27 protein-coding genes are annotated in these 20,108 nt (G+C 35.8%); 4 read left to right on the plus strand and 23 right to left on the minus strand.

The genetic code is table 11. The features are described 5' to 3' along the window. Positions 1-41 precede the first annotated feature (41 nt). Positions 42-212: a hypothetical protein gene (locus tag EV197_RS17130; protein WP_165389074.1), complete on the plus strand. Its 171-nt coding sequence runs from the start codon at positions 42-44 to the stop codon at positions 210-212. 147 nt (positions 213-359) lie between these two features. On the opposite strand, the gene EV197_RS16195 is transcribed toward EV197_RS17130, so the two are convergent. From EV197_RS16195 to EV197_RS16205, 3 genes are all read right to left on the minus strand, one after another. Further along, complete coding sequence (locus tag EV197_RS16195) at positions 360-1,307, minus strand: phosphoribosylaminoimidazolesuccinocarboxamide synthase (RefSeq protein WP_130287852.1); 948 nt, start codon at positions 1,305-1,307, stop codon at positions 360-362. 42 nt (positions 1,308-1,349) lie between these two features. Beyond that, a complete protein-coding gene (locus tag EV197_RS16200) occupies positions 1,350-1,724 on the minus strand; it encodes a four helix bundle protein (RefSeq protein ID WP_130287853.1) in 375 nt (124 codons plus the stop codon). A 77-nt stretch (positions 1,725-1,801) separates the two neighbouring features. Continuing rightward, positions 1,802-2,758 (minus strand): PhoH family protein, encoded by a 957-nt coding sequence (locus EV197_RS16205; protein ID WP_130287854.1) that lies wholly within the window; start codon positions 2,756-2,758, stop codon positions 1,802-1,804. 237 nt (positions 2,759-2,995) lie between these two features. Here EV197_RS16205 and EV197_RS16210 point away from each other — a divergent pair, with 237 nt between their 5' ends. Then, positions 2,996-3,826, plus strand: coding sequence for an SAM hydrolase/SAM-dependent halogenase family protein (locus tag EV197_RS16210; RefSeq protein ID WP_130287855.1), 831 nt, complete (start codon positions 2,996-2,998; stop codon positions 3,824-3,826). A 305-nt stretch (positions 3,827-4,131) separates the two neighbouring features. Here EV197_RS16210 and EV197_RS16215 read toward each other — a convergent pair whose 3' ends face one another. The 20 genes from EV197_RS16215 to EV197_RS16305 form a co-directional block, all read right to left on the minus strand. Then, the gene (locus EV197_RS16215; RefSeq protein ID WP_130287856.1) at positions 4,132-4,314 is read right to left on the minus strand and encodes a hypothetical protein; all 183 of its coding nucleotides are present in this window, start codon (positions 4,312-4,314) and stop codon (positions 4,132-4,134) included. 45 nt (positions 4,315-4,359) lie between these two features. Continuing rightward, the gene (locus EV197_RS16220; RefSeq protein WP_130287857.1) at positions 4,360-5,055 is read right to left on the minus strand and encodes a DUF4349 domain-containing protein; all 696 of its coding nucleotides are present in this window, start codon (positions 5,053-5,055) and stop codon (positions 4,360-4,362) included. A 256-nt stretch (positions 5,056-5,311) separates the two neighbouring features. Continuing rightward, a complete protein-coding gene (locus EV197_RS16225; protein ID WP_130287858.1) occupies positions 5,312-6,172 on the minus strand; it encodes a TolB family protein in 861 nt (286 codons plus the stop codon). 129 nt (positions 6,173-6,301) lie between these two features. Then, on the minus strand, positions 6,302-6,700 hold the full coding sequence (locus tag EV197_RS16230) for a hypothetical protein (protein WP_130287859.1): 399 nt from the start codon (positions 6,698-6,700) through the stop codon (positions 6,302-6,304). Between the two features lie 136 nt (positions 6,701-6,836). After that, on the minus strand, positions 6,837-7,376 hold the full coding sequence (locus EV197_RS16235; RefSeq protein WP_130287860.1) for a hypothetical protein: 540 nt from the start codon (positions 7,374-7,376) through the stop codon (positions 6,837-6,839). 96 nt (positions 7,377-7,472) lie between these two features. Beyond that, complete coding sequence (locus tag EV197_RS16240) at positions 7,473-7,826, minus strand: hypothetical protein (protein WP_130287861.1); 354 nt, start codon at positions 7,824-7,826, stop codon at positions 7,473-7,475. A gap of 168 nt (positions 7,827-7,994) precedes the next feature. Next, a complete protein-coding gene (locus EV197_RS16245) occupies positions 7,995-8,636 on the minus strand; it encodes a hypothetical protein (RefSeq protein WP_130287862.1) in 642 nt (213 codons plus the stop codon). Between the two features lie 567 nt (positions 8,637-9,203). Further along, the gene (locus tag EV197_RS17150) at positions 9,204-9,503 is read right to left on the minus strand and encodes a hypothetical protein (RefSeq protein WP_207224225.1); all 300 of its coding nucleotides are present in this window, start codon (positions 9,501-9,503) and stop codon (positions 9,204-9,206) included. Between the two features lie 24 nt (positions 9,504-9,527). Then, complete coding sequence (locus EV197_RS16250; protein ID WP_130287863.1) at positions 9,528-10,175, minus strand: FMN-binding protein; 648 nt, start codon at positions 10,173-10,175, stop codon at positions 9,528-9,530. A 270-nt stretch (positions 10,176-10,445) separates the two neighbouring features. Further along, the gene (locus tag EV197_RS16255) at positions 10,446-10,937 is read right to left on the minus strand and encodes a hypothetical protein (protein ID WP_130287864.1); all 492 of its coding nucleotides are present in this window, start codon (positions 10,935-10,937) and stop codon (positions 10,446-10,448) included. A 26-nt stretch (positions 10,938-10,963) separates the two neighbouring features. After that, complete coding sequence (locus tag EV197_RS16260; RefSeq protein ID WP_130287865.1) at positions 10,964-11,440, minus strand: hypothetical protein; 477 nt, start codon at positions 11,438-11,440, stop codon at positions 10,964-10,966. Positions 11,441-11,656: 216 nt separating this feature from the next. Beyond that, the gene (locus EV197_RS16265) at positions 11,657-12,193 is read right to left on the minus strand and encodes a hypothetical protein (protein WP_130287866.1); all 537 of its coding nucleotides are present in this window, start codon (positions 12,191-12,193) and stop codon (positions 11,657-11,659) included. 110 nt (positions 12,194-12,303) lie between these two features. Next, positions 12,304-12,552: a hypothetical protein gene (locus EV197_RS16270; RefSeq protein ID WP_130287867.1), complete on the minus strand. Its 249-nt coding sequence runs from the start codon at positions 12,550-12,552 to the stop codon at positions 12,304-12,306. Positions 12,553-12,651: 99 nt separating this feature from the next. Next, complete coding sequence (locus EV197_RS16275) at positions 12,652-13,128, minus strand: hypothetical protein (protein ID WP_130287868.1); 477 nt, start codon at positions 13,126-13,128, stop codon at positions 12,652-12,654. A gap of 138 nt (positions 13,129-13,266) precedes the next feature. Next, on the minus strand, positions 13,267-13,836 hold the full coding sequence (locus EV197_RS16280; RefSeq protein ID WP_130287869.1) for a hypothetical protein: 570 nt from the start codon (positions 13,834-13,836) through the stop codon (positions 13,267-13,269). 20 nt (positions 13,837-13,856) lie between these two features. Then, a complete protein-coding gene (locus EV197_RS16285; RefSeq protein WP_130287870.1) occupies positions 13,857-14,222 on the minus strand; it encodes a hypothetical protein in 366 nt (121 codons plus the stop codon). 88 nt (positions 14,223-14,310) lie between these two features. Beyond that, entirely contained in the window at positions 14,311-14,673 is a 363-nt protein-coding gene (locus EV197_RS16290; RefSeq protein ID WP_130287871.1) for a hypothetical protein, read from the minus strand. Positions 14,674-14,850: 177 nt separating this feature from the next. Then, positions 14,851-15,147 carry an AbiJ-NTD4 domain-containing protein gene (locus EV197_RS17305; protein ID WP_130287872.1) on the minus strand — a complete coding sequence of 99 codons (297 nt, stop codon included), beginning with the start codon at positions 15,145-15,147 and terminating at the stop codon, positions 14,851-14,853. 233 nt (positions 15,148-15,380) lie between these two features. Further along, entirely contained in the window at positions 15,381-16,277 is an 897-nt protein-coding gene (locus tag EV197_RS16300; protein ID WP_130287873.1) for a hypothetical protein, read from the minus strand. Positions 16,278-16,469: 192 nt separating this feature from the next. After that, positions 16,470-17,012, minus strand: coding sequence for a CIA30 family protein (locus tag EV197_RS16305; protein ID WP_341273033.1), 543 nt, complete (start codon positions 17,010-17,012; stop codon positions 16,470-16,472). Positions 17,013-17,156: 144 nt separating this feature from the next. Here EV197_RS16305 and EV197_RS16310 point away from each other — a divergent pair, with 144 nt between their 5' ends. Further along, on the plus strand, positions 17,157-17,459 hold the full coding sequence (locus EV197_RS16310) for a putative quinol monooxygenase (RefSeq protein ID WP_130287874.1): 303 nt from the start codon (positions 17,157-17,159) through the stop codon (positions 17,457-17,459). Positions 17,460-17,519: 60 nt separating this feature from the next. After that, on the plus strand, positions 17,520-19,910 hold the full coding sequence (gene gldG, locus EV197_RS16315; protein ID WP_130287875.1) for a gliding motility-associated ABC transporter substrate-binding protein GldG: 2,391 nt from the start codon (positions 17,520-17,522) through the stop codon (positions 19,908-19,910). The last annotated feature ends 198 nt before the right edge of the window (positions 19,911-20,108 follow it).

A 20,108-nucleotide genomic window follows, 5' to 3' on the forward strand; every position in this document is an offset into this window, starting at 1 on the left:
AATTATACCTACCTTCTCCACATACTTTTAAAACTTAAACTATGTTACAACAAATTTCAAATTTAGTAGGGGTAAAAAAACTCAGCAGAGCTGAAAAATTGACTGTTCAAGGCGGTAAAAAGCAATGCAGAATATGGAACACTGGTCCTTGTACGGATTATGGAGTACATTGTGCGGAAGAAGAATGCAGAATGTATCCTGGTCCTAACTAGAAACAATTAAAAAGAGGCTGATGATCAGCCTCTTTTTTCTATTAGTTCAACACCGTAAAAACTAGTAAACTACAGCTAATACACATCTCAACTTTGCAAGATGCGACTGTTATGCATCAAAAATTAAGAATTACTTACCTATAAGAATTACTTACCTAAATAAGCAACAACATTGTCTTCAATCCGCTGCTCGATATTAGTTACCTCTGCTTTTTCAAACTTGGATCCTGTAATGTTTTCATACAATTCTATGTAGCGTTCGGATACGGAAGCAATATACGTATCTGTCATTTCAGGGATTTGCTGTCCTTCTTTACCCTGAAATCCATTACTGATTAACCACTGGCGTACAAATTCTTTAGAAAGTTGTTTTTGTGCTTCTCCTTTCTCTTGTCGTTCTTCATAACCCTCTGCGTAAAAATAACGCGATGAATCTGGTGTATGAATCTCATCAATCAATACAATTTTACCCTCTTTGGTTTTCCCAAATTCATATTTCGTATCGACCAAAATCAAACCTCGTTTCGCTGCAATCTCCGTTCCTCTTTGAAATAACTTACGAGTATAGTCTTCCAAAATTAAATAGTCTTCTTCAGACACGATACCTTGCGCTAAGATGTCTTCTCTGGCAATGTCTTCATCATGTGTTCCTTTATCTGCCTTAGTAGATGGTGTAATTATGGGTTGCGGAAATTTATCATTTTCCTGCATACCCTCTGGCATAGGTACACCGCACAGCATTCTTTTCCCTGCTTTATACTCACGTGCCGCGTGGCCAGACAAATATCCCCGGATGACCATTTCTACTTTAAACGGCTCGCATAAATGACCTACTGCAACATTCGGGTCTGGTGTAGCCACTAACCAGTTGGGCACCAAATCTTCTGTGGCTTTCATCATTTGGGTAGCAATCTGATTCAGGATTTGCCCTTTATATGGGATTCCTCTCGGCATCACCACATCAAAGGCTGATAATCGATCCGTAGCGATCATCACTAATTGCTCATCATTGATATTGTATACTTCTCTTACCTTTCCTTTGTATAATGATTGTTGTCCCGGAAAGTTATAATTGGTATCTGTGATTGTGTTCATTGTAGTTTTTTAGTCTTTGAGTATCTGAGTCACTGAGCAAAATTATACTTTTTTTGATTTTAAATGCCTTTTAAATGAAGTAATCATTTTAGATAATTCTGTAATATCCGATCTGTTCTTTTCATTTTGCTGTTCCGTAATAAACCCTCTTAATCTTGCCTTGGTACTGCAAACCACACATTCATGAGCACTATCCCAAGCTCTTTGAAGGTAACGATTAAATTGAGCTTCTGTACTTGCAGAACCCTCTGCTATATTTAGTGCGATTGAATCTGCTGCTCTTATAAATTGCGTAGCCAAACGGTACTGTTCTTCCCTAGGAAAATGTTGTATCTGCTCATTCACCGATTCACCAAAGGCTATAGCCTTGTTATAGATAAGTAAATCTTCAAATTTAAAATAGAACTTTGTTTTCAAAACTGATTTAAATTTAACCTACCTGGCACGATTTGAACGCTCACACACTCATACACTCACAAACTCACGAGCTCCAACTATCCATTCCTATTCTCAATCTCGGCATAGGCAGCGATGACCTTTTTCACCAGACTATGACGGATTACGTCTTGCTCATCAAGATGAATGATTCCTATTCCCTTAACGTCTCTTAGCACTAATAAAGCTTCTTTAAGCCCCGAAGTTACACGTCTAGGCAGGTCGATTTGACCAGGATCTCCGGTAATGATAAACTTAGCGTTTCTACCCATACGGGTTAAGAACATCTTCATCTGTGCGTGCGTGGTGTTCTGAGCTTCATCAAGTATCACGAAGGCGTTATCCAGGGTTCGCCCGCGCATAAATGCCATAGGTGCAATTTGGATCACTCCTTTTTCGATAAGACTTGCTAATTTTTCGTGTGGGATCATATCGCGCAGCGCATCGTATAGCGGTTGCATATATGGATCAAGCTTTTCTTTGAGGTCCCCAGGTAAAAACCCAAGATTCTCCCCCGCCTCTACAGCAGGTCGTGTTAAGATGATACGCTTAACTTGCTTATCCTTTAGTGCTTGCACAGCCAAGGCAATACCGGTATAGGTTTTACCGGTACCTGCAGGTCCGATCGCAAACACCATATCGTTTTTATAACTCGATTCAACCAATCTACGTTGGTTAGCCGTTTGGGCTTTCACCAATTTACCGCCAACACCGTGTACCAATACCTCACCACTCTGCGCAGAGGTTTCGTAGTCTGATTTATTATTGCTGGTCAATACCCGTTCGATTACATTTTCATCAATAGTGTTGTATTTACCAAAATGGTCGAGTAACATATTAAATCGGGTGTCAAATTCTTCGAGCATTTCTTCCTCGCCATAGACCTTGATTTTACTACCACGCGCGACAATCTTTAACTTCGGAAAGTATTTTTTAAGCAGTTGGATATTATTGTTTTCCAGTCCAAAAAACTCTCTGGGATTTACCTCTGCCAATTCAATTATAAGTTCGTTCAAAAGCTATACAAGTTTTAGTATGAATTCTTTTTAGGATTATTTAAGTTTGTTGCGGTACTGAAATGTATTCAGTCCGGCAACATAGATAGCTTACACCACCACAATTACTGTGTTTTTTATCAAAGCATACTTTATAAAAATCGCAGTACACCAGTAGTGATAAGCAGTACTCTATACTAAGAACAAATTTACATATTTTTAAAGGCTTACAGTCAAAAGATATTAACAATTATTTATATGCCAATCATCACTTTAACCACTGATTTCGGAGTCAAAGATCACTTTGTGGCGGCGGTTAAAGGAGCTATTTATAGCGAATTGCCACAAGCTACAATTGTTGATATCTCGCACGAGATCTCGCCTTTTCATATTACAGAAGCCGCCTACATCATACAAAACGCTTACAAGAGCTTCCCCAAAGGAAGCATCCATATCATCGGGATCGATAGCGAACTCACACCCGAAAATAAGCACATTGCTGTAAAGCTGGATGAGCACTATTTTATCTGTGCCAATAATGGCCTGATCTCTATGATCGCCTCCGCTTTTAAACCCGAAAAAATCGTAGAAATCAACATACACGATAAGATCAATACCAATTTTCCGGTACTGGATGTGTTTGTTGCCGTAGCTTGCCATATCGCCCGTGGCGGAACGCTAGAGGTGGTAGGCAAGGTAATCGAAGCGGTGAAAATGATCAAAGGCATCACCCCTATTGTCAATGTAGGTGACAAACAAATTGTGGGCAATGTGGTCTATATTGATAACTACGGTAACCTGATCACCAACATAACCCGCAAGCAGTTTGAAGAAGTGGGTAAAGGCAGACAGTTTACCATCAAAGCCCGCAGTGCGGTATTTAAAAACATCTATGATCGCTATAGCGATGCCATCAATTTTACGGTAGAAAAAAGTAAGCGCGAAGAAGATGGTAAAAAACTAGCCATCTTTAACTCCTCGGGCTATCTGGAACTGGCTATTTATAAAAGCAATCCCAAAACCGTAGGTGGAGCTGCCAGCCTCTTTGGACTCAGCTATAGAGATACGGTGAGTATTACGTTTGAGTAGTTAGCAGGTGAGTTTTTGAGTCAGTGAGTGTGGGAGTTTTTGAGTATAGGAGTACCTAAGTTCAAATTTTAGGAAGTTTTTAGAATCTCAGAACTTTTATGTGAATTCATAATAAGTAAACTCTCAATTATCAAATTAAATTCTTTGTCATTCGAAACTTTTAGCGTTATTCATTTCTTTTGCTTGTCCAAAAGAAACGAACCAAAAAAAAGGACACTTTTTCATAGGAATTTTTTAGCTTTCGCTAAAAACCATCTTGCAAACTCCGCGGTGCATAGCACCTGAATCTCGGAGCTTTGCCACGATTATTCTTGTGAAAAAGAAGAACTGGTTTTAGCCTTAATAAAATAATTTAAAAGTTTATGGCGTTCCTCTAAAACCGTGGGTTTTAGCGGCGGGCTCTGACTACAATTCCATTGCTGCCGTGCAGCATCCGGGATTTTCGCGTCGATCCCTAACGCGAAATAGTTTCGATAACCAACTCGCATTAGCGTATCTTTATATACGCTTTCCTATTTCGTTTGTATTCGGTTTTAATTTCTAACAAACAACCATTTAACCGCGTGGTAAAAACCAAGCCCCACATACCCTAAAAGTCCTGCTTTTTTCTTCTCTTTTAAGCGGATGGTGATGGTAGAAAACTCCGATAAATGATTGATCCTTTTCATTTTTCCTTTTAACAGGTCTATCGTTTCATTTAACCGTTCGAGCTCTTTTTCAACTTTCACTGCGGATTCCACGTCTTCGGCTTTGGCCAATAATTGTAGATACCGCTCCCGGGACTTCTCTGCATTTTCAAGTCGTATTTGATAATCCAGATATTGTTCGGTCACATCCTTACCCACTAGTGTTTTACGTTGCACTTTGCCGAGCTCAGCAATCTCCTCTAAGGCCTCTTGTAAACGGTCACTTTTAACGCGTATGATCGTTCTGTAGGTTCCTATTTCATTGACATAGCCTTCATAGCGTTCCGCAATTTTAGCGATGTGTACATTAGCAGTATCTGGCACTTTAACTTTTAAGGTAAGAAATGCAGAAAACAAGACCTTCTTGATATTTTTTTCGGCATCGTAATAATTGGCAGCATCACTAGTTGGGGATACCTCAGCATCAGCCTGTGCAGTGTTAAATTCATTACCGTAGTTCGCTGTGCTTTTTCTGTAGGATGAACAACTAAGCAGGGTTGCACTGCATAACACAATCCATACAAATACTTTTACTTTCTTCATTTTTTAATGGTTTTTAGTACGCTTTCTATATTCGGAATACCCGCGATTACAACACCTATACCAAAAATCAGTCCATAATTAATTGTGTTCCCATATAATTTTGTAAAGCCATCAGCATAAGCGGAAGATTCTACTCTTCTTCTTTCAGAAGCTTAACGGAGAATGACGACTAGTACCCTAGGCTAGCTATACTACTGTACTTATAATGATATGATTTGATTTTGTGTAATTGTAGGCATAAACCGTTTAGTAATACTTACTTCCGTTTAAAAATTCGTGGGTCGCCGTCAAATGCTGGTTCATTTGTTAATCGAGTATGCTTCTTTGTCGCTAGATCATAGGCATAGATTTCCCAGTTTCCATCTTTGTTTGTTCCATACCATATGGTGTTACCATCCTTAGAAAATCTTGCAATAAGTTCCATTCCTGGACTTTTAGTGATATTTATAATATTACCCGTACTTAACTCTTGTAATAGAATATCCTGATTTCCTTCTTCGAACTGGTCCGAACTATACACCAACCGTTGACCGTCTGCAGATAATTCGCCTCTTTCATTGTTCGCAGGAGTATCGGTTAATTGTGTGCTATTTTTGGTTTTTACATCGTATAAAAACACATCATTAGAACCCAAATGATTGCTTGTATACGCTATGTTATGACCATCAGCACTCCAACTGGGATACCGCGCTTGTCCTGCTATGTCTTTTGTAATATTTTCTATTTGTTTGGTATCAGGATCATATATAAATATATCATTCTTGCAAGAATAGAGCTGTAGTTGATTTAATGGCGAATACAGTATGTTTTTATCATCCAGAATGCAATTTGTTGGATGCGGTAGCTCCGTTTCTTGAAGCGTATTTATATTGATTTGTATTCTTTTAATACCTGTTTCATTTTGTCTTAAAAAACTAATCTCTTTTTCATTCATCCAGGTAGGACCCCATTCTTCATCCTCGGTTTGTGTCAGTGCTAATTGATTTTCTCCATTGAGATCCATCATAAATATGTCCGAATTCCCATTACGGCTTGAAGAAAAAATAATTTTTTCAGAACTGTTTTGGCAGCTCATTATGAGCAAGCTGAGACTAAGTAATGCTATTAGTTTATTCATATTATATATTGAATTCAAGACAAACAGTATTAAAATATGCTGTTTTAAAATATAAAGTGTAATTCTATTCTTACCACCATATAAATAAAATAGCAATTGCGATTTTCTCTACTATTAATAATTTTTCACTTAAAGCCTTTTATTTCTAGTTATCAAATGTGATAGTACCAAAAAAGCGAAAGCCACACCAAAGCCTAAAACACCAATATTGATTCCAAAAATGGTCTTTTCGCTACCATCTAAATACTGCATCGAACCACCGTACCCCTCTTTTAAAAAGAAGGCTATTAGAAAACCTCCCATAATAAATGCACTTAATAGAGCACTTATGGTGGTTTCTCCTTTAAACCAAACTAACCATAGACAAAATATACCGATACTTGTGTTTGTTAGTAACTGCCATACTTCGTGTATCCTAACGTGTGGTGTCCAATCTGGATTCCAAATATGTGTATCATTGATTTCTAAAATAGGGACTGCAATCGCGTACAGCAATACGCTAAATGTTATGGCAATTTTCTTTAACATACGTATTAATCTTAGAGCGCACCAGGCGATATAAGCCTGATATATTAGCTTTGTTGTAAAACAATGTAATAAATATTAATCATATAGCCTACTTAGGCTTCTGTAGGCTTAGTATTATGTACATTGGGCAGAACATTCATTCCGTAAAGATTATTTCTTCTGTGTCATAATTCACCCTATACTGCAGTTCTAATTTTTGCTCTTCCTCCAAATGGTTCAGATCAAAGCTGTATAGGAAAAATTCATAGCTTACTAAGCTCAATTTTTTCAATTCTGTATACGGTTGCCTTCCGCTTTTTCGCCATTTATCCAACAACTTTTTTACTTTAGGATGCGCGTCGGCAATGTCTACAGCTTTTTGTATTCGTTGCACTTCTTGTCCCATATCCATTTCGAACTGATTTTTGGAGTCAACGTACCCGTTAAGATCTAGATATTTCCATATCCTTTGGTTATGGAGTGTTACCGTATCCATTAATTCATCAGACACTACATCTCCTGCAACACCTTTAATACTAAAAGGCCATTTTTGTGCTACAATTCGCTCTGCATGTTGACGCACAAAGTTACCGGTACTAAAAACCGTCCAAATCTCAAGGGTATCATTATCTACTGCTGTTTGCGATACTGTCAACTGCGCAAATAATAAGGAAACGAGGAGCGTCAATTTCTTCATTCGAGATTGGGTTATTATTTGTACTAGCAGTTGCGCTATGTACTTACTTCTGGTTAAGATTATACCACCGCAATTACACCCTTAGTATACGTAGACTCACTCCATTTTTTCATAAGCTACGCTAGCTTTTGCGATGCCGTTTGGATTAGGATCTAAATATAATTCGTGATCTTTTAAAAGCTTTACTTTCTTTACCTCTCCTTTGGCAATTGCAATTTCTTTTATAATCTTATCATCTTGTTGCACTCGGATTGAAAATTCTCTTTTTCCGGTATTCGTTACTACACTGTAGCACTCCTTTCCAAAATAAGGATTGATGGTGGCGTCTTGACCAGGCCCTTTACCGGTCATGATCATACTCTGAGAGGGTTCAAGAACAAAGTCAGTTTGCGCTTTTGCATCAAGATGTATGAAAAGTATTAATAAAAAAACGATGATTATTTTTTTCATTTTTATGTATGTTGTGATTAGTTATCCGATAATTGGGCTGTACTATTCCGCCACTAGTCTAAGATAGTAAATTAGTAAAGACTTTCCGAGAAAAGGGTTAGAAGCAATTAGCTATAATTACAAACTTTGATGAGTAGGTAACTATTACTTCATCGCAATGACATTTTACTAGAATGGAATAGTAGTTATTCTTTCAATCTTATCAGTATCATTATTGATAATCCAAACAACCGCATATGCACCTGCACCATCGCTATTCAATGAAGATATGTAAAGAAGATTATCATTACCATTATAACATACACTCATATCGTTCACATTTGATTCATAAAGGTGTTTCAAGTAATCTTCATTGGTTAACATATACTTTTTATTTTGAAAATCAATGGTAATATTTTTGTATTCAAATCTGGGTAAATTACCATCTGTATCATAGGAATTTTTGGTATCAATCTCAACCCTTTCAAACTTTTTGCGCTCTACAAAAATTTTAATTCTATCTGTAAACAGCAACAACTTGTTTTCGTTTATTTTTTTTCGATTAAAATTGTCTTTTTCATTAATATCAAGTATTCTGGATTTATGTATATATCCACTCCTGTCCTTGTTTTTGATACTCCAAACCTCATACCAATTTCCTAACTGATCATTAATCCAAACCAGGTGGTTATTATGAAATGTGTCGATAACTTTTGAGATTTTAAAATCATATGTATCCCTTACATTGACAAAACCATCAGTATCCTTAACAAAGCCTTGTGAATAAATGGCTATGGGTACTATTAGGAAGAAAAATGTTGAAACTCTCATAGGTAATAGTTGTTAATAACTTTAATTGATTTCGACGTCTCCAAAACTTTACGGAAAACGTTATCACATAGCAATACGAATCAACCTTAGTACCCTAGGCTAGCTAAACCAAGGAAAAGTAATGATAGGATTATAAAAAAAGAAAAACCGATAACCGAGATGTAAAACTGGTAGTTTTTTGACTCCTTATTTTTTATGCTCAATATCGTAAACACGATCCCAGCAATTAAAATCAAAATGGATACAACCGTTGCAATGCTCATATTCCGTATAAATCGCTCAAAGTTGTGCAATGCGCTATTAAAATTGATTGCTAAATAAAAAGTGACACAATTTAATAGTACTAGATATACTATGAACCTAAAGGACCACTTTTTATAATTGGTTGGGTTGGTTGTTGTGATTTCCACCTGCTTGTTTTTAAATTATTAAGATTACTTGTGTGCGTTATGTTTATGTAAGCATCGAAATTAAAAAATTAAAATCAAATTGAAAATATGTTTAGATGTAGTTATCGCAGTTGACATCACAAAAGCATCGAAGTTACAAACTTCGATGAGCCAGTGTTCACCTTTTATCTTCTAAGGTATTAAACTGCACCCAAAGCCACATTGCAAATAACCCAAAAATACAAGCCAAAATACTTTCTTTCCATTTGTCAAATTTATCCAAAGGCATAGACCAAATAAATAGTACATAATAGACATAGAAAGAAATGAAGGCTATTAAACACACAACATTCATCAAGATAGTGTCTAGTGATACTAGTAAAAAGGCAACATACATCAAATGTAAGATGGTAAAGACAAATAGTACCTTTCGCAGCCTCTTGATATCTGATTGTATTTCCTTTTCGGATTTATTCATTGTTTGTAATTAAGCGTTGCATTCTTATGGGCACAAGTACTTTTTATACTTATGTAAATCTTCATTTAGCATAGCTACCACACCCCTGCTGGTCCTGGTGGCACCAGAAACTCCATCAACAATTTGCGTGGCTGTATTATTTAAATACCTGTCTTGTAAAAGCGTATAGGATTGTTTTGTTAAGTCAACTGTGGTGCCTATAAATTGATTAGCAAAGGAAGGTTTTACAATGTTTGCCCCTAGGTCTTTTGTTTCACTTTTATGGTCAAAAGCAATCTTTTCTACCTTCATCGAAGTCTTATCCAGAAGAACCAATCCCCAAATCCTATCCCAAAGCCCTTTTCCATAAACTGGTAGAATTACCTTAGAGGTATTCTTGATTTCAAAAATTGCATATTGACTTGGATTCTCATTCTTGGTGTTAGCAACATAGCTATCCAGGGCTTCTTGAATTGTTATCGAACGTATTTTGCCAGAAATATCGATTACTTTTGCGGTGATTAGCGTATTTATCTTAGTTGCGCTAGGCTTCTTTGAAGCGTCGACCATAGTTACGATATATTTTGCCGCCATTCTTCGCTCTTGCTCTTTCTCTTTTTCCGCTATTTTCAAGTTGGACTTGCAACAAATGATCACGGCTATGATGCCTACTATGAATAATCCTTTTTTCATTGTTTATTTAGCTCTGTATGTTTAATGCGCTCAGTAAAGAAAAGGTTGGGCTATATCCAATCTTCGGATACCAATTAAGGCGAGGCATTGTTATTTCAATTTAGGTATTAATTTGCCGTTAGTAAAAAAGTGCAAAACTAATAATTTTATGGTAAGCATCGAAGTTACAAACTTCGATGAGCAGGGGCAACATACATCAAATGTAAGATGGTAAAGACAAATAGTACCTTTCGCAGTCTCTTGATATCTGATTGTATTTTATTTAAACGATCAGTAGCTGCAATGTTCTCGATAAGTTTTAAATTCTCTTAAAATAAGTATGGCAATAATGACATACTTCAACAACCAAACTGGTGTCTCTATTGCAAAATTTTTCAATGCGTACTGGTCTTGTAAACTGTCGTAGTACGTGTTTTTAAGTTCTAAATATTGAGTGGTTTGATATAAACTGGTAACAAAAGGCTGTGCAAAACCCAGCACTTGCGTAATAATATAAGCAAACACAGATGCCATAAAAAGACGTTGCGTAATTTTAGGTTTGTTAACGTCTATAGTTTTTAGTCTCTTAATTATAACTATAAAAATAAATAGTACAACAATTAATGAGACATATTGCGAAAGCCCATAGCTATACAATGGTTTCATTTCTGAATATAAAAGAGACTCTTCAAGAATTAGTGAAACCAAAAAAGAAATACCTTGAAGCGTTAAACAAAGGAAAACACCAATTCCTATCCATCCTAATAGTTTATCATTGCTCATAACATTGTTTTATTACGTGCTTAAGTTTATTCACTTATCTTCTTTCCTTGCCTATTATTTTCCGCATTTTTTATTTCTGAAAACTTTTTAGTTATGGTCGTACCATTCGTACCCTCAATTTTAAGATGTAAAAGAAGTCCGTTAGGCTCACGAGTTATTTCAAAAATATATTCGTGTTCATCTGGTACACCGTCCCTAAAATCATTAGGTATAAAATGACGAACTTTTACATAATACTTGTCAGCATAGGTCACTAAAAAGTCATTTTCTCCACAAATGGTATTAAAGGCTCTTTTTTGACTGTCTGCAAAGATAATTTTATCTAATCCACTACTCACCAATTTTTTGTCTGATGCTTCACTACCAGAATAAAAACCATATTGAATTTTTACCAAATCAAGGTCTAAACTATCATTAACAATTACATTAATGGAATTATCTACGGAGTTACAAGAGATTAAAATTGTTAATATAAATAGAATTACTAAATTGATTTTATGCATGTTACTAATTGATTATTGCTTCAATTATAAGTTGAAAATTATAATTTTTCGATAAAATAAAGTTTTTAGTAATATCAAAGGAGCTTATGGGCGTATATCCTTTTAAAAACAAGAGCGCTAACTCAGAAAATTTAAGATTCTATTTAATCGAATAGGATAAAAATTAATCATTCTCTGCATTACAGCATCGAAGTTACAAACTTCGATGAGCATTTATCAAAGTTCCGTTTTAGACCCTAAGATACGCTTTGCTGCAATTTTTGCTTCCTTGACATATTTACTGTTTTGGTCTGCAATATTTTGTAATTCAGATTCTGATTTTGACTGAAATTTTAGCTCATACCCTTTAATTCGCTTTTCCATTGCTAACTTTTCATTTGCCAACTCAGTATCCGTTATTTCCTTGTTAGGAAACAATTCATTTAGTTTTCCTTTACTACAAACAAAAAACAGAATTAGTAACCCCAAAAATACTGGATTAAAAGTAATGAAGCTTGTGCCAAACCCTATACTATATACTACACTTACATGGCTTAATTCAATTATATTCATCAATCCAAGTAATAATGTCAGAATAAATATATAGATGTAAATTCTTTTTGCTTTAAAATAAAGAACTGTAGAAATTAGTATTAATCCTAACCCTAAGAAAAACTTATAATCCAAAACATAATCCGTAAAAAGAGTATCTCCAATAGAAAAGATCAGCAGCACTAAACAAATGAATAAGGGAATGAAATCTTTCTGTATCATCGACGTTAATTCTTTTTTAATGAGGTCAATATAATAGAACACCTTAAGATACTGAGCTATAAAAATAAAATAATTTCGAAACTTCTATATTTCCTGACTCTTAGCATTATTTATTTCATTACTTCTTTTAACCATTCTTCAAAAGCCGATTTATCTTGTAATTGAACTTCTGAATAATCAAGGTTATCTAGATCTAAAACAATTAGAGGATACTCTTTTTTACTAATTCCTCGTATAGTTTCTAGTGTTTTGTTCCAAGATGTATTTGTCCAAGGTTTGTCTCCACCAAAATCCCATTTAGGAAGTGTTACTGATTTAGAGTTATTAGTTGTTTTTATTCGATATCCTTTTAAATACATTCAAAATTAATTTATCGGTATAGCTTTGATCTAATGCTAATTGAATGTTTAAAATTAAACCAAGATTATACTCTAGATCAGTTCCCCATTGTTTCGTAATTATCGATAACAAATCAATTTAATTCTTTCTTCGTTGATATCAAGAGCAAATTCTCCAACGCTTTCTATTATTTCTTGAATCTTTATTAAGTTTTGTTCTAACAATGGCTCAGTACTCACGCGTTTAGGAAAAATCAGATATTCAATTTCTTTAAAAGTTAGCCAACCTCCTAATGAATTATGACCCTCAAATCCGTTTTGCCAATAATCAAAACCATATGTTATATCTTCTTCCAAATAAAGTTCGCCTATCTGTTCATTTTGTACTTTCTTGAATTTAATTTTTTCGATCCAATTTAAATTATCCACAAGGCTGTCTACCAACCGAACCCATTTTGAGTTTGACATAAGATGTTCCGAGAAACGAACTATTGATTTTTCAATTTCTCGATCAATTTGCTCATCATATCTTTTTGCTTTTTTTGTTCTCATTTTAGTTGTAAGTGACTTATTTAAATACTTTCCAAAAGTAACCATTTTGGTGTTTTATAAAATATGAGCTCCTAACAATGAACTATTTACTTCAAAAGATATAACATTTCACGTAGATAAGCTTAACGCAATAAAAATACTGTCAATCACTTTGCATCGAAGTTACAAACTTGGATGAGCAGGTTATTTTAATTGTCCTTGATTAAATTTGTCATTATACGTCTTAATTTTTCCATTGATTTTAACTTTAGAGAAGTCAAAGTTGTCCAATTGACTTTTTGACACCAATATATTACCACCAACTCTTTTAAGTGATGATATGTTATGACATGTAGTCTTTCTTAAATTTAAATTTCCTCCAACCTCCTCTAAAGACTCCAAAGTTGCATGTGTATTTTTTAAATTTAAATCACCGTGAACAATTTTTAATGGTTTGATAGATTCTAAATTTTCTTGATAAACATGATTAGAAAACCACAAATCTCCACCAACTTCGGTTAAATTCCCAAAGTCATTCATCTTACCATCAATGCCTATAGTTCCGTTTATTTTTTCTATTTGTCCAAATGTTTTAATGAAATTTTCTTGAATAAACCCATTATAACCATTATACTTTTCTCTGACAATCAAGTCTCCATTAATAAATTTCGTTGCGAGTACTAAAAAATAATTCCTAATTCCTCTCTCAATCTGTAATAAAAATGGTTTTTGGTTTAATTCAGCTAGTTCGAAGAGCGTTTTAAATTCATCCACAATATAACCTGTGGTATCTTTTAGCCAATTAATAGCAACTTCTTCTTGGGCTTTTTATCTAGTTTGAATTTATTTGGAAAATCGGGTGCTTTTACGTTAGGATGATTATGGGTAGAAATAATTAATTCCCCTTTGTTTATGATTCTATCTGTAGTTTCATCAGATTCAATTTTCAGTCTATTTAAAATGTCATCTTCCTGAATTCTTATTGAGAAGCTAGCTAACTTTTTAAATGGAATACCTTTCTGGTCAATATAATTGTAAATTTTGGACATTCCGATTATTTTCTTTTCAGCTTGAACACAACGTTTAATATATGTGTCGTAGTAGGGCAAATTGTTACCAAGCCATCGACTTTCCTCCGCATTGATTGCTAACTTATCCATTTCGCAAGCATTGCGCCTTACCAAAAATATAACAACCATTGGATTTATTACTTAGCTGTTATGACATCATATATCGTGTTGGCAGCAGTTATTTATGTTTTGAGATAAGATAGTTTACGAATGCAGAACAAGCGATTAACATAAATCTGGCTTCTTCTAATTCTGGAGCTATCTGATCAGTCAAAAGTCCGTGTCTAATTCCTCCACTATCCGAAGTGTAACCATATATAGCACTAAAACCGGATTTTAAACTTTTAGGTAACGGGTGTTTTTGGTCAATTATTTTTAAAGCTTGCCCAAGAGTTGTTTTATCATTTCCGATTATAATTTTACTTAAAGACTCTACTGCTGATATTGATTCCTTAATTGAATTTCGATAATCAGGATTACGTTTATCCGTTATAAGCTTTAAAGAACTTTCAAGATGTAGCTTTACAGTCCGATATTTCATACTCGAATTTAATGCCTTTTCGATCTCTTCTATTTCCTTTGAAGAGTCTATTTCAAGTAAAGTTAATCCAACAAACCTGAAAGCAGATAATTCACGTTCAAGATATGGATTACAAACTGCTACGAATGGATCCTTAAATTCCTCCGCACAAAATTCTAAATATTCATAAATCTCATACTATTTGGCATCAAAAAACCATTTTCTTACATAATTATATGCATCTTCTGGATAAATTTTACCGTCATAGATTTGTAAGTTGTCAATTGGTATTTTGAAAAAATCTCTCCAGAGATGACGAAAAAAATTTGCTAATGCAGATGGACCATTTCCATATCCATTATTATGATTTGATAGTCTTCCAAAAGTTTCATCACAAATAATAGACCATAGAGTATTTCTGAGATCATCGGGCATTTGATCTTTTTCTAATTTTGTTCTGGGTTTGAACAATCCAAGTCTTTCAGAAAACTTCATTTGTATTGATTGTTTTTATTGCTGCCAACGTAAGAATAAACACACCGGTATAGTTATTCCCTCGTTTCATAGTATAAAAGTACATGAATTCATAAATCCTTAAGCACTTATCCTATTTACCTTTCAACAATAATCAGCTTTTTTTTCAACAAAGTGTTGGGTAAGGATATGTCGTCGATACTTGCTACGGGTTACGGAACAACTATAGCCATCAAAAAAGCTTAAACGTAACTTTAGAGTTTATTATCCAAAATACTCTTTTCGTAGGCATTGTGGATCAAGATGATAAGCAACCCAAAAGCCACTGCAGCAACAATCAATATAGTGCTGGTTAAGCCGCTGGTGCCAAAGGACATCCGGATCAGTATGGTAGAGATCACAAAACCAGAGTTCCTGATAATTTTATGGAAGAGATTGGTGTAAAAAAAGGAAATCAATAGCAGCACCACATCGACCAAAATCAAAATGGTAAAAAACTGATCAAAAAACAGGTTGTTGATGCCTTCAAACGGAGTGACCCCATCGTAATTGGAGAGCTCCACCGCCCATTCAACGAGCGTATAACATCCAATACCTACAAACAACGGCAATAATACGATAGCAATTACCTTTTTCTTTTCAATAAAGCGGTCAATGATGGGTTGGATCTCCTGCCGATCGATGTATTTGATTTTTACCTGTTTTTCGAATATAAAAATCAGGTAAAACAGTAATAACGAGGCGATAATATCATAGGTAAACTGCAAGTCGCCCTTGATCTCAAACCAATTCGAAGACAGCTCTAAGTCCGATAAATCTTTGAATATTTTACGAATAATAATTAGCGTAATGATTTCATACTGTTTGCTGATGTAGATGGAAAACGATTTGGGCAAATAATAAATCAACAAATACACCTCATAGATCAGGATAAAAGAAAAGGGCGTATACACTGCAGAGATAGGGTTGGTTAGCAACTGTGAGGTAGGTGACAGTGTCATCACCTCAAAGCGCACCAGATAGATCACCACCAAATGCACAAAGAAACTCAGCAAGGCTACATAAAGTATCGCCTTCTCTGCTTTTTCCTTGGTCTCCTCAGAGAGTAGGTATCGATATACTTTGTTGACAAGCCTATTTTTTTGCTGCATAGCTTTGTGTGATCACTAATTGGTTTTATCCGTTTTTGGCGTATTTGCCGTGTACCTGGTGTTTACAGATCGCTACGGAAAGATACTAAAAAGTACAGCCAACACGGTAGACTTTCTCCATCCATTACACACTTTTATACATCTTACAAAAAGCATTGCCCAGCGTATCACTTTTGGTAAAAACCACTTGGTTTATTTTAAAAGAATGTAATCTATGCATAGTTGAAATTGCTCTGGCTTTTTATTCCCGATCAAAAAGCGGAGCTCTTCAATTGTAGGATGCGCAAATTTGGGCATATTCAGTTTTCTACCTCTATACGTAGGATACATTTCGCTAAGTGGTATTTCAATATCTTGCCACTCCCCCGTAGTTTCAAACGGATACACATAGGATTGATAATCACTGGCATCGGCTTTAACCCTAAATTGATACGTGGTCTTGGCTCCCTTAACCCGTAATACCACTTTGGTGTATTGACTTACATTTACAGCATCAAAACGATAGCGTAGCGAAGAAAACCCTCCATTATTGGCTAAGGAAATCTTACCTTCAAAAACACCGTGACCTTCATCATTCAATCTAAAATTACCAGAAGATCGACCGCCCATTACCACATCGTCCACAATCTGCCATTGGTCTACCGTTGCGTTTTTGCTAAAGTCAAATAACATTTGGGTCTGTGCCGGATGCGAATTACTGCTCATCATAACAATTACTACTAAAAATATCATCATATTGCTTTCACTAGTCAACTAAGATAGCACTTCACTAGCGAAGCCGGGTGCTCATCTGCAACTATTTTGTGCTCAACTGTGCTCCCATATTCCTAAAACTCTATAGCAATTTTGTAGCTTTGTGCCGATAAAAAAAATCGTGTAATGATCACCAGAATTGTAAAAATGGGCTTTGAGCCAGCTAAAGTAGACGCTTTCTTAGCGGAATTCAATGCTAAAAAAGCAATGATCCGTAATTTTGAAGGCTGTCATCATTTAGAATTATTAAGGGATGTACAACATCCCAATCAATTTTTTACCTATAGTTACTGGGAATCGGAAGCACACCTCAATAACTATCGCAACTCTGCGTTATTTAAAGAGGTCTGGGCGAATACTAAGATTAAATTCAATCAAAAACCAGAAGCCTGGAGCGTTCAGTCGTTATATAATGTAGAGAAATCGTAATTTTAGGTTTTCAACATAGATCACAACATAAACATACACACCTCATAAGCACATTACACTATGCTGGCTATTATTAAAAAAGAATTCAACAGCTTCTTTTCTTCTGCAATTGGATACCTCGTCATTGCCATATTTTTACTCATCAATGGTTTGTTTTTATGGGTGTTTAAAGGGCAATTCAATATTTTTGATAGTGGATTTGCAGACCTGTTGCCTTTCTTTCAATTAGCACCCTGGTTGCTGCTATTTCTCATACCAGCCATTACGATGCGCAGTATTGCAGAAGAGCGAAAGCAGGGTACCTTGGAATTATTAGTAACCAAACCATTGACCAAAACAAAGTTAGTGCTTGGTAAATATTTCGGTAGCCTGGTGTTAATTCTTATGGCCTTATTACCCTCATTACTCTATGTGTTGACGATAGCACAGTTAGGTGATCCTGTAGCCAATTTTGATGTAGGGAGTACCCTAGGATCTTATATCTCATTATTCCTGCTCTGCGGTGCTTTTACGGCTATGGGTATTTTTGCATCTTCGTGTAGCGCTAATCAAATCGTTGCCTTTTTATCCGCTACCTTTTTGTGCTTTTTGTTCTATTTTGGTTTTAGCGGTTTATCTAATTTTTCGGTTTTTGGCAGCGCAGACTACTACATCCAACAAATCGGAATGCAAGTGCATTACGAAAAAATAAACCAGGGGGTATTAGACAGTAGAGCTATCTTTTATTTTATAGGGTTTACGGTTTTTTTTATTGCCATCTCGGTTACGCTACTACAGCAATTACCCTTGAAAAAAACACTGAGGCGGATTGGAGTTAATCTTATTGCTTTATTGGTGTTTAATGGTATTATCTCCTACAGTTATTTCAGAATCGATCTTACCGAAGACCAGCGCTTTACCTTATCCGAAGCCACGACTACACTGGTGAAAGATGTACATGGAACCATTGCTATCGACGTATTGCTCAAAGGTGATTTTCCGGCTGAGTTTAGGAAATTACAATACGAAACTCAGCAACTCTTAGAAGAGTTTAATGCGCTCAATCCAAAGATTCAATTTGTATTTACCAATCCTATTGAGGAGGAAGAATTTAGGAGCGAAACCATTGCAGAGCTGCAACGCTTTGGGTTGACTCCAATGGAGGTTACGGTCAAAGAAAGCGGTAAAACCGAAATTGAAACGGTAGTCCCCTGGGCGATTATGAATTATCAAAATCAAAGCGTTAAAATACCGCTGATCAAAAATACCATCGGGGCGACCACCGAAGAACGGGTAACCAATTCCATACAGCAATTGGAATTTACGTTTGCCGATGCCTTAAAAAAATTATTACAACCCAGAAAACACAAAATAGCAGTGCTCAAAGGGAATGGTCAATTGCCAGATATCAAGATTGCAGATTTTATCAAAACGCTACAAGACTACTACCTACTAGGCGCGTTTACCCTTGATTCTGTGGCTACCAATCCAGAAAAAACGGTAGCAGACTTAAAAAAATACGACCTGATTATCAATGCCAAACCTACAGAAGCCTTTTCTGAAAAAGAAAAATTTGTGCTGGATCAGTTTATTATGAACGGAGGTAAATCCCTTTGGCTGGTGGAATCCGTGGCGATGGATATTGACAGCCTACTCAACCCCGAAGGAGTGAATGTAGCGGTTTATCGCGATTTGAATCTGGATGATCAATTGTTTTCGTATGGGGTTCGGGTGAACCCTGTTTTGATCAACGACTTGCAATCTACCCCTTTGGTATTGGCCAGCGGCCAGGGCAATAATACACAGTTTACCCCCTATCGATGGTTTTACACCCCCTTAGCTCGCAGCTATGGTGAGCACCCGATTGTAAAAAATATCGAGTCCGTAAAATTTGATTTTGCCAATCAGATCGATACCTTACCCAATAGCATTGACAAAACTATTTTGTTGACCAGTTCTGATCAAACCCGATTGGAAGGGGTTCCACGACCATTGAATATTGAAATGATCAGGGAGAAACCTGATTTTGGCACCTATACCGCCGGTCCACAACCTTTAGCTGTTTTGCTCGAAGGCAATTTTACATCTGCCTATGCCAATCGAATTAAACCTTTAACTACAGTTGATTTTACAACCACTAGTGCTCCTACAAAAATGGTTGTTGTAGCTGATGGGGATGTTATAAAAAACACCGTACGCCGAGGACAACCGCTACCTTTGGGATTGGATCCCTATCTCAACCTTACCTACGGTAACAAAGAATTTTTGTTAAATACGGTAAACTACCTGCTCGATGATACCGGCTTAATTGAGGTACGCGGCAAAGACGTTCAGATTCCGTTTTTGAATGTAGAAAAAGTAGTGGCACAGCGCACCAGCTGGCAATTCATTAACACTCTAGTTCCTATACTGGTCTTAATCGGTTTTGGTGTACTCTTTACCTGGATACGACGCAAAAGATATCAGCGATAACCTAGGTTTCATCCGCTTATCAAACGCTAGCTATGCATTGTAGTCGATAGTATTTAGGAAATTCAGCAGAATCGACATATAGCCTGTAATAGTCAATAACTAATGGGTGTTTGTTAATAACTAACGTTTTTAACATACTACAATCCACTGATAATACAATTATATTTGCGGTACCATAGCCTAAAAATCAAGGGTTGT

This window comes from Aquimarina brevivitae (assembly GCF_004216895.1).
GTDB classification, from domain to species: domain Bacteria; phylum Bacteroidota; class Bacteroidia; order Flavobacteriales; family Flavobacteriaceae; genus Aquimarina; species Aquimarina brevivitae.

Excerpts from the sequence above, each read along its gene's own strand:
- EV197_RS17130 (WP_165389074.1), top strand. The coding sequence starts at position 42 with ATGTTACAACAAATTTCAAATTTAGTAGGGGTAAAAAAACTCAGCAGA.
- EV197_RS16195 (WP_130287852.1), bottom strand. The coding sequence starts at position 1,307 with ATGAACACAATCACAGATACCAATTATAACTTTCCGGGACAACAATCA.
- EV197_RS16210 (WP_130287855.1), top strand. The coding sequence starts at position 2,996 with ATGCCAATCATCACTTTAACCACTGATTTCGGAGTCAAAGATCACTTT.
- EV197_RS16215 (WP_130287856.1), bottom strand. The coding sequence starts at position 4,314 with ATGCGAGTTGGTTATCGAAACTATTTCGCGTTAGGGATCGACGCGAAA.
- EV197_RS16220 (WP_130287857.1), bottom strand. The coding sequence starts at position 5,055 with ATGAAGAAAGTAAAAGTATTTGTATGGATTGTGTTATGCAGTGCAACC.
- EV197_RS16225 (WP_130287858.1), bottom strand. The coding sequence starts at position 6,172 with ATGAATAAACTAATAGCATTACTTAGTCTCAGCTTGCTCATAATGAGC.
- EV197_RS16230 (WP_130287859.1), bottom strand. The coding sequence starts at position 6,700 with ATGTTAAAGAAAATTGCCATAACATTTAGCGTATTGCTGTACGCGATT.
- EV197_RS16235 (WP_130287860.1), bottom strand. The coding sequence starts at position 7,376 with ATGAAGAAATTGACGCTCCTCGTTTCCTTATTATTTGCGCAGTTGACA.
- EV197_RS16240 (WP_130287861.1), bottom strand. The coding sequence starts at position 7,826 with ATGAAAAAAATAATCATCGTTTTTTTATTAATACTTTTCATACATCTT.
- EV197_RS16245 (WP_130287862.1), bottom strand. The coding sequence starts at position 8,636 with ATGAGAGTTTCAACATTTTTCTTCCTAATAGTACCCATAGCCATTTAT.
- EV197_RS17150 (WP_207224225.1), bottom strand. The coding sequence starts at position 9,503 with ATGAATAAATCCGAAAAGGAAATACAATCAGATATCAAGAGGCTGCGA.
- EV197_RS16250 (WP_130287863.1), bottom strand. The coding sequence starts at position 10,175 with ATGAAAAAAGGATTATTCATAGTAGGCATCATAGCCGTGATCATTTGT.
- EV197_RS16255 (WP_130287864.1), bottom strand. The coding sequence starts at position 10,937 with ATGAGCAATGATAAACTATTAGGATGGATAGGAATTGGTGTTTTCCTT.
- EV197_RS16260 (WP_130287865.1), bottom strand. The coding sequence starts at position 11,440 with ATGCATAAAATCAATTTAGTAATTCTATTTATATTAACAATTTTAATC.
- EV197_RS16265 (WP_130287866.1), bottom strand. The coding sequence starts at position 12,193 with ATGATACAGAAAGATTTCATTCCCTTATTCATTTGTTTAGTGCTGCTG.
- EV197_RS16270 (WP_130287867.1), bottom strand. The coding sequence starts at position 12,552 with ATGTATTTAAAAGGATATCGAATAAAAACAACTAATAACTCTAAATCA.
- EV197_RS16275 (WP_130287868.1), bottom strand. The coding sequence starts at position 13,128 with ATGGTTACTTTTGGAAAGTATTTAAATAAGTCACTTACAACTAAAATG.
- EV197_RS16285 (WP_130287870.1), bottom strand. The coding sequence starts at position 14,222 with ATGGATAAGTTAGCAATCAATGCGGAGGAAAGTCGATGGCTTGGTAAC.
- EV197_RS16290 (WP_130287871.1), bottom strand. The coding sequence starts at position 14,673 with ATGAAATATCGGACTGTAAAGCTACATCTTGAAAGTTCTTTAAAGCTT.
- EV197_RS17305 (WP_130287872.1), bottom strand. The coding sequence starts at position 15,147 with ATGAAGTTTTCTGAAAGACTTGGATTGTTCAAACCCAGAACAAAATTA.
- EV197_RS16300 (WP_130287873.1), bottom strand. The coding sequence starts at position 16,277 with ATGCAGCAAAAAAATAGGCTTGTCAACAAAGTATATCGATACCTACTC.
- EV197_RS16305 (WP_341273033.1), bottom strand. The coding sequence starts at position 17,012 with ATGATGATATTTTTAGTAGTAATTGTTATGATGAGCAGTAATTCGCAT.
- EV197_RS16310 (WP_130287874.1), top strand. The coding sequence starts at position 17,157 with ATGATCACCAGAATTGTAAAAATGGGCTTTGAGCCAGCTAAAGTAGAC.
- gldG (WP_130287875.1), top strand. The coding sequence starts at position 17,520 with ATGCTGGCTATTATTAAAAAAGAATTCAACAGCTTCTTTTCTTCTGCA.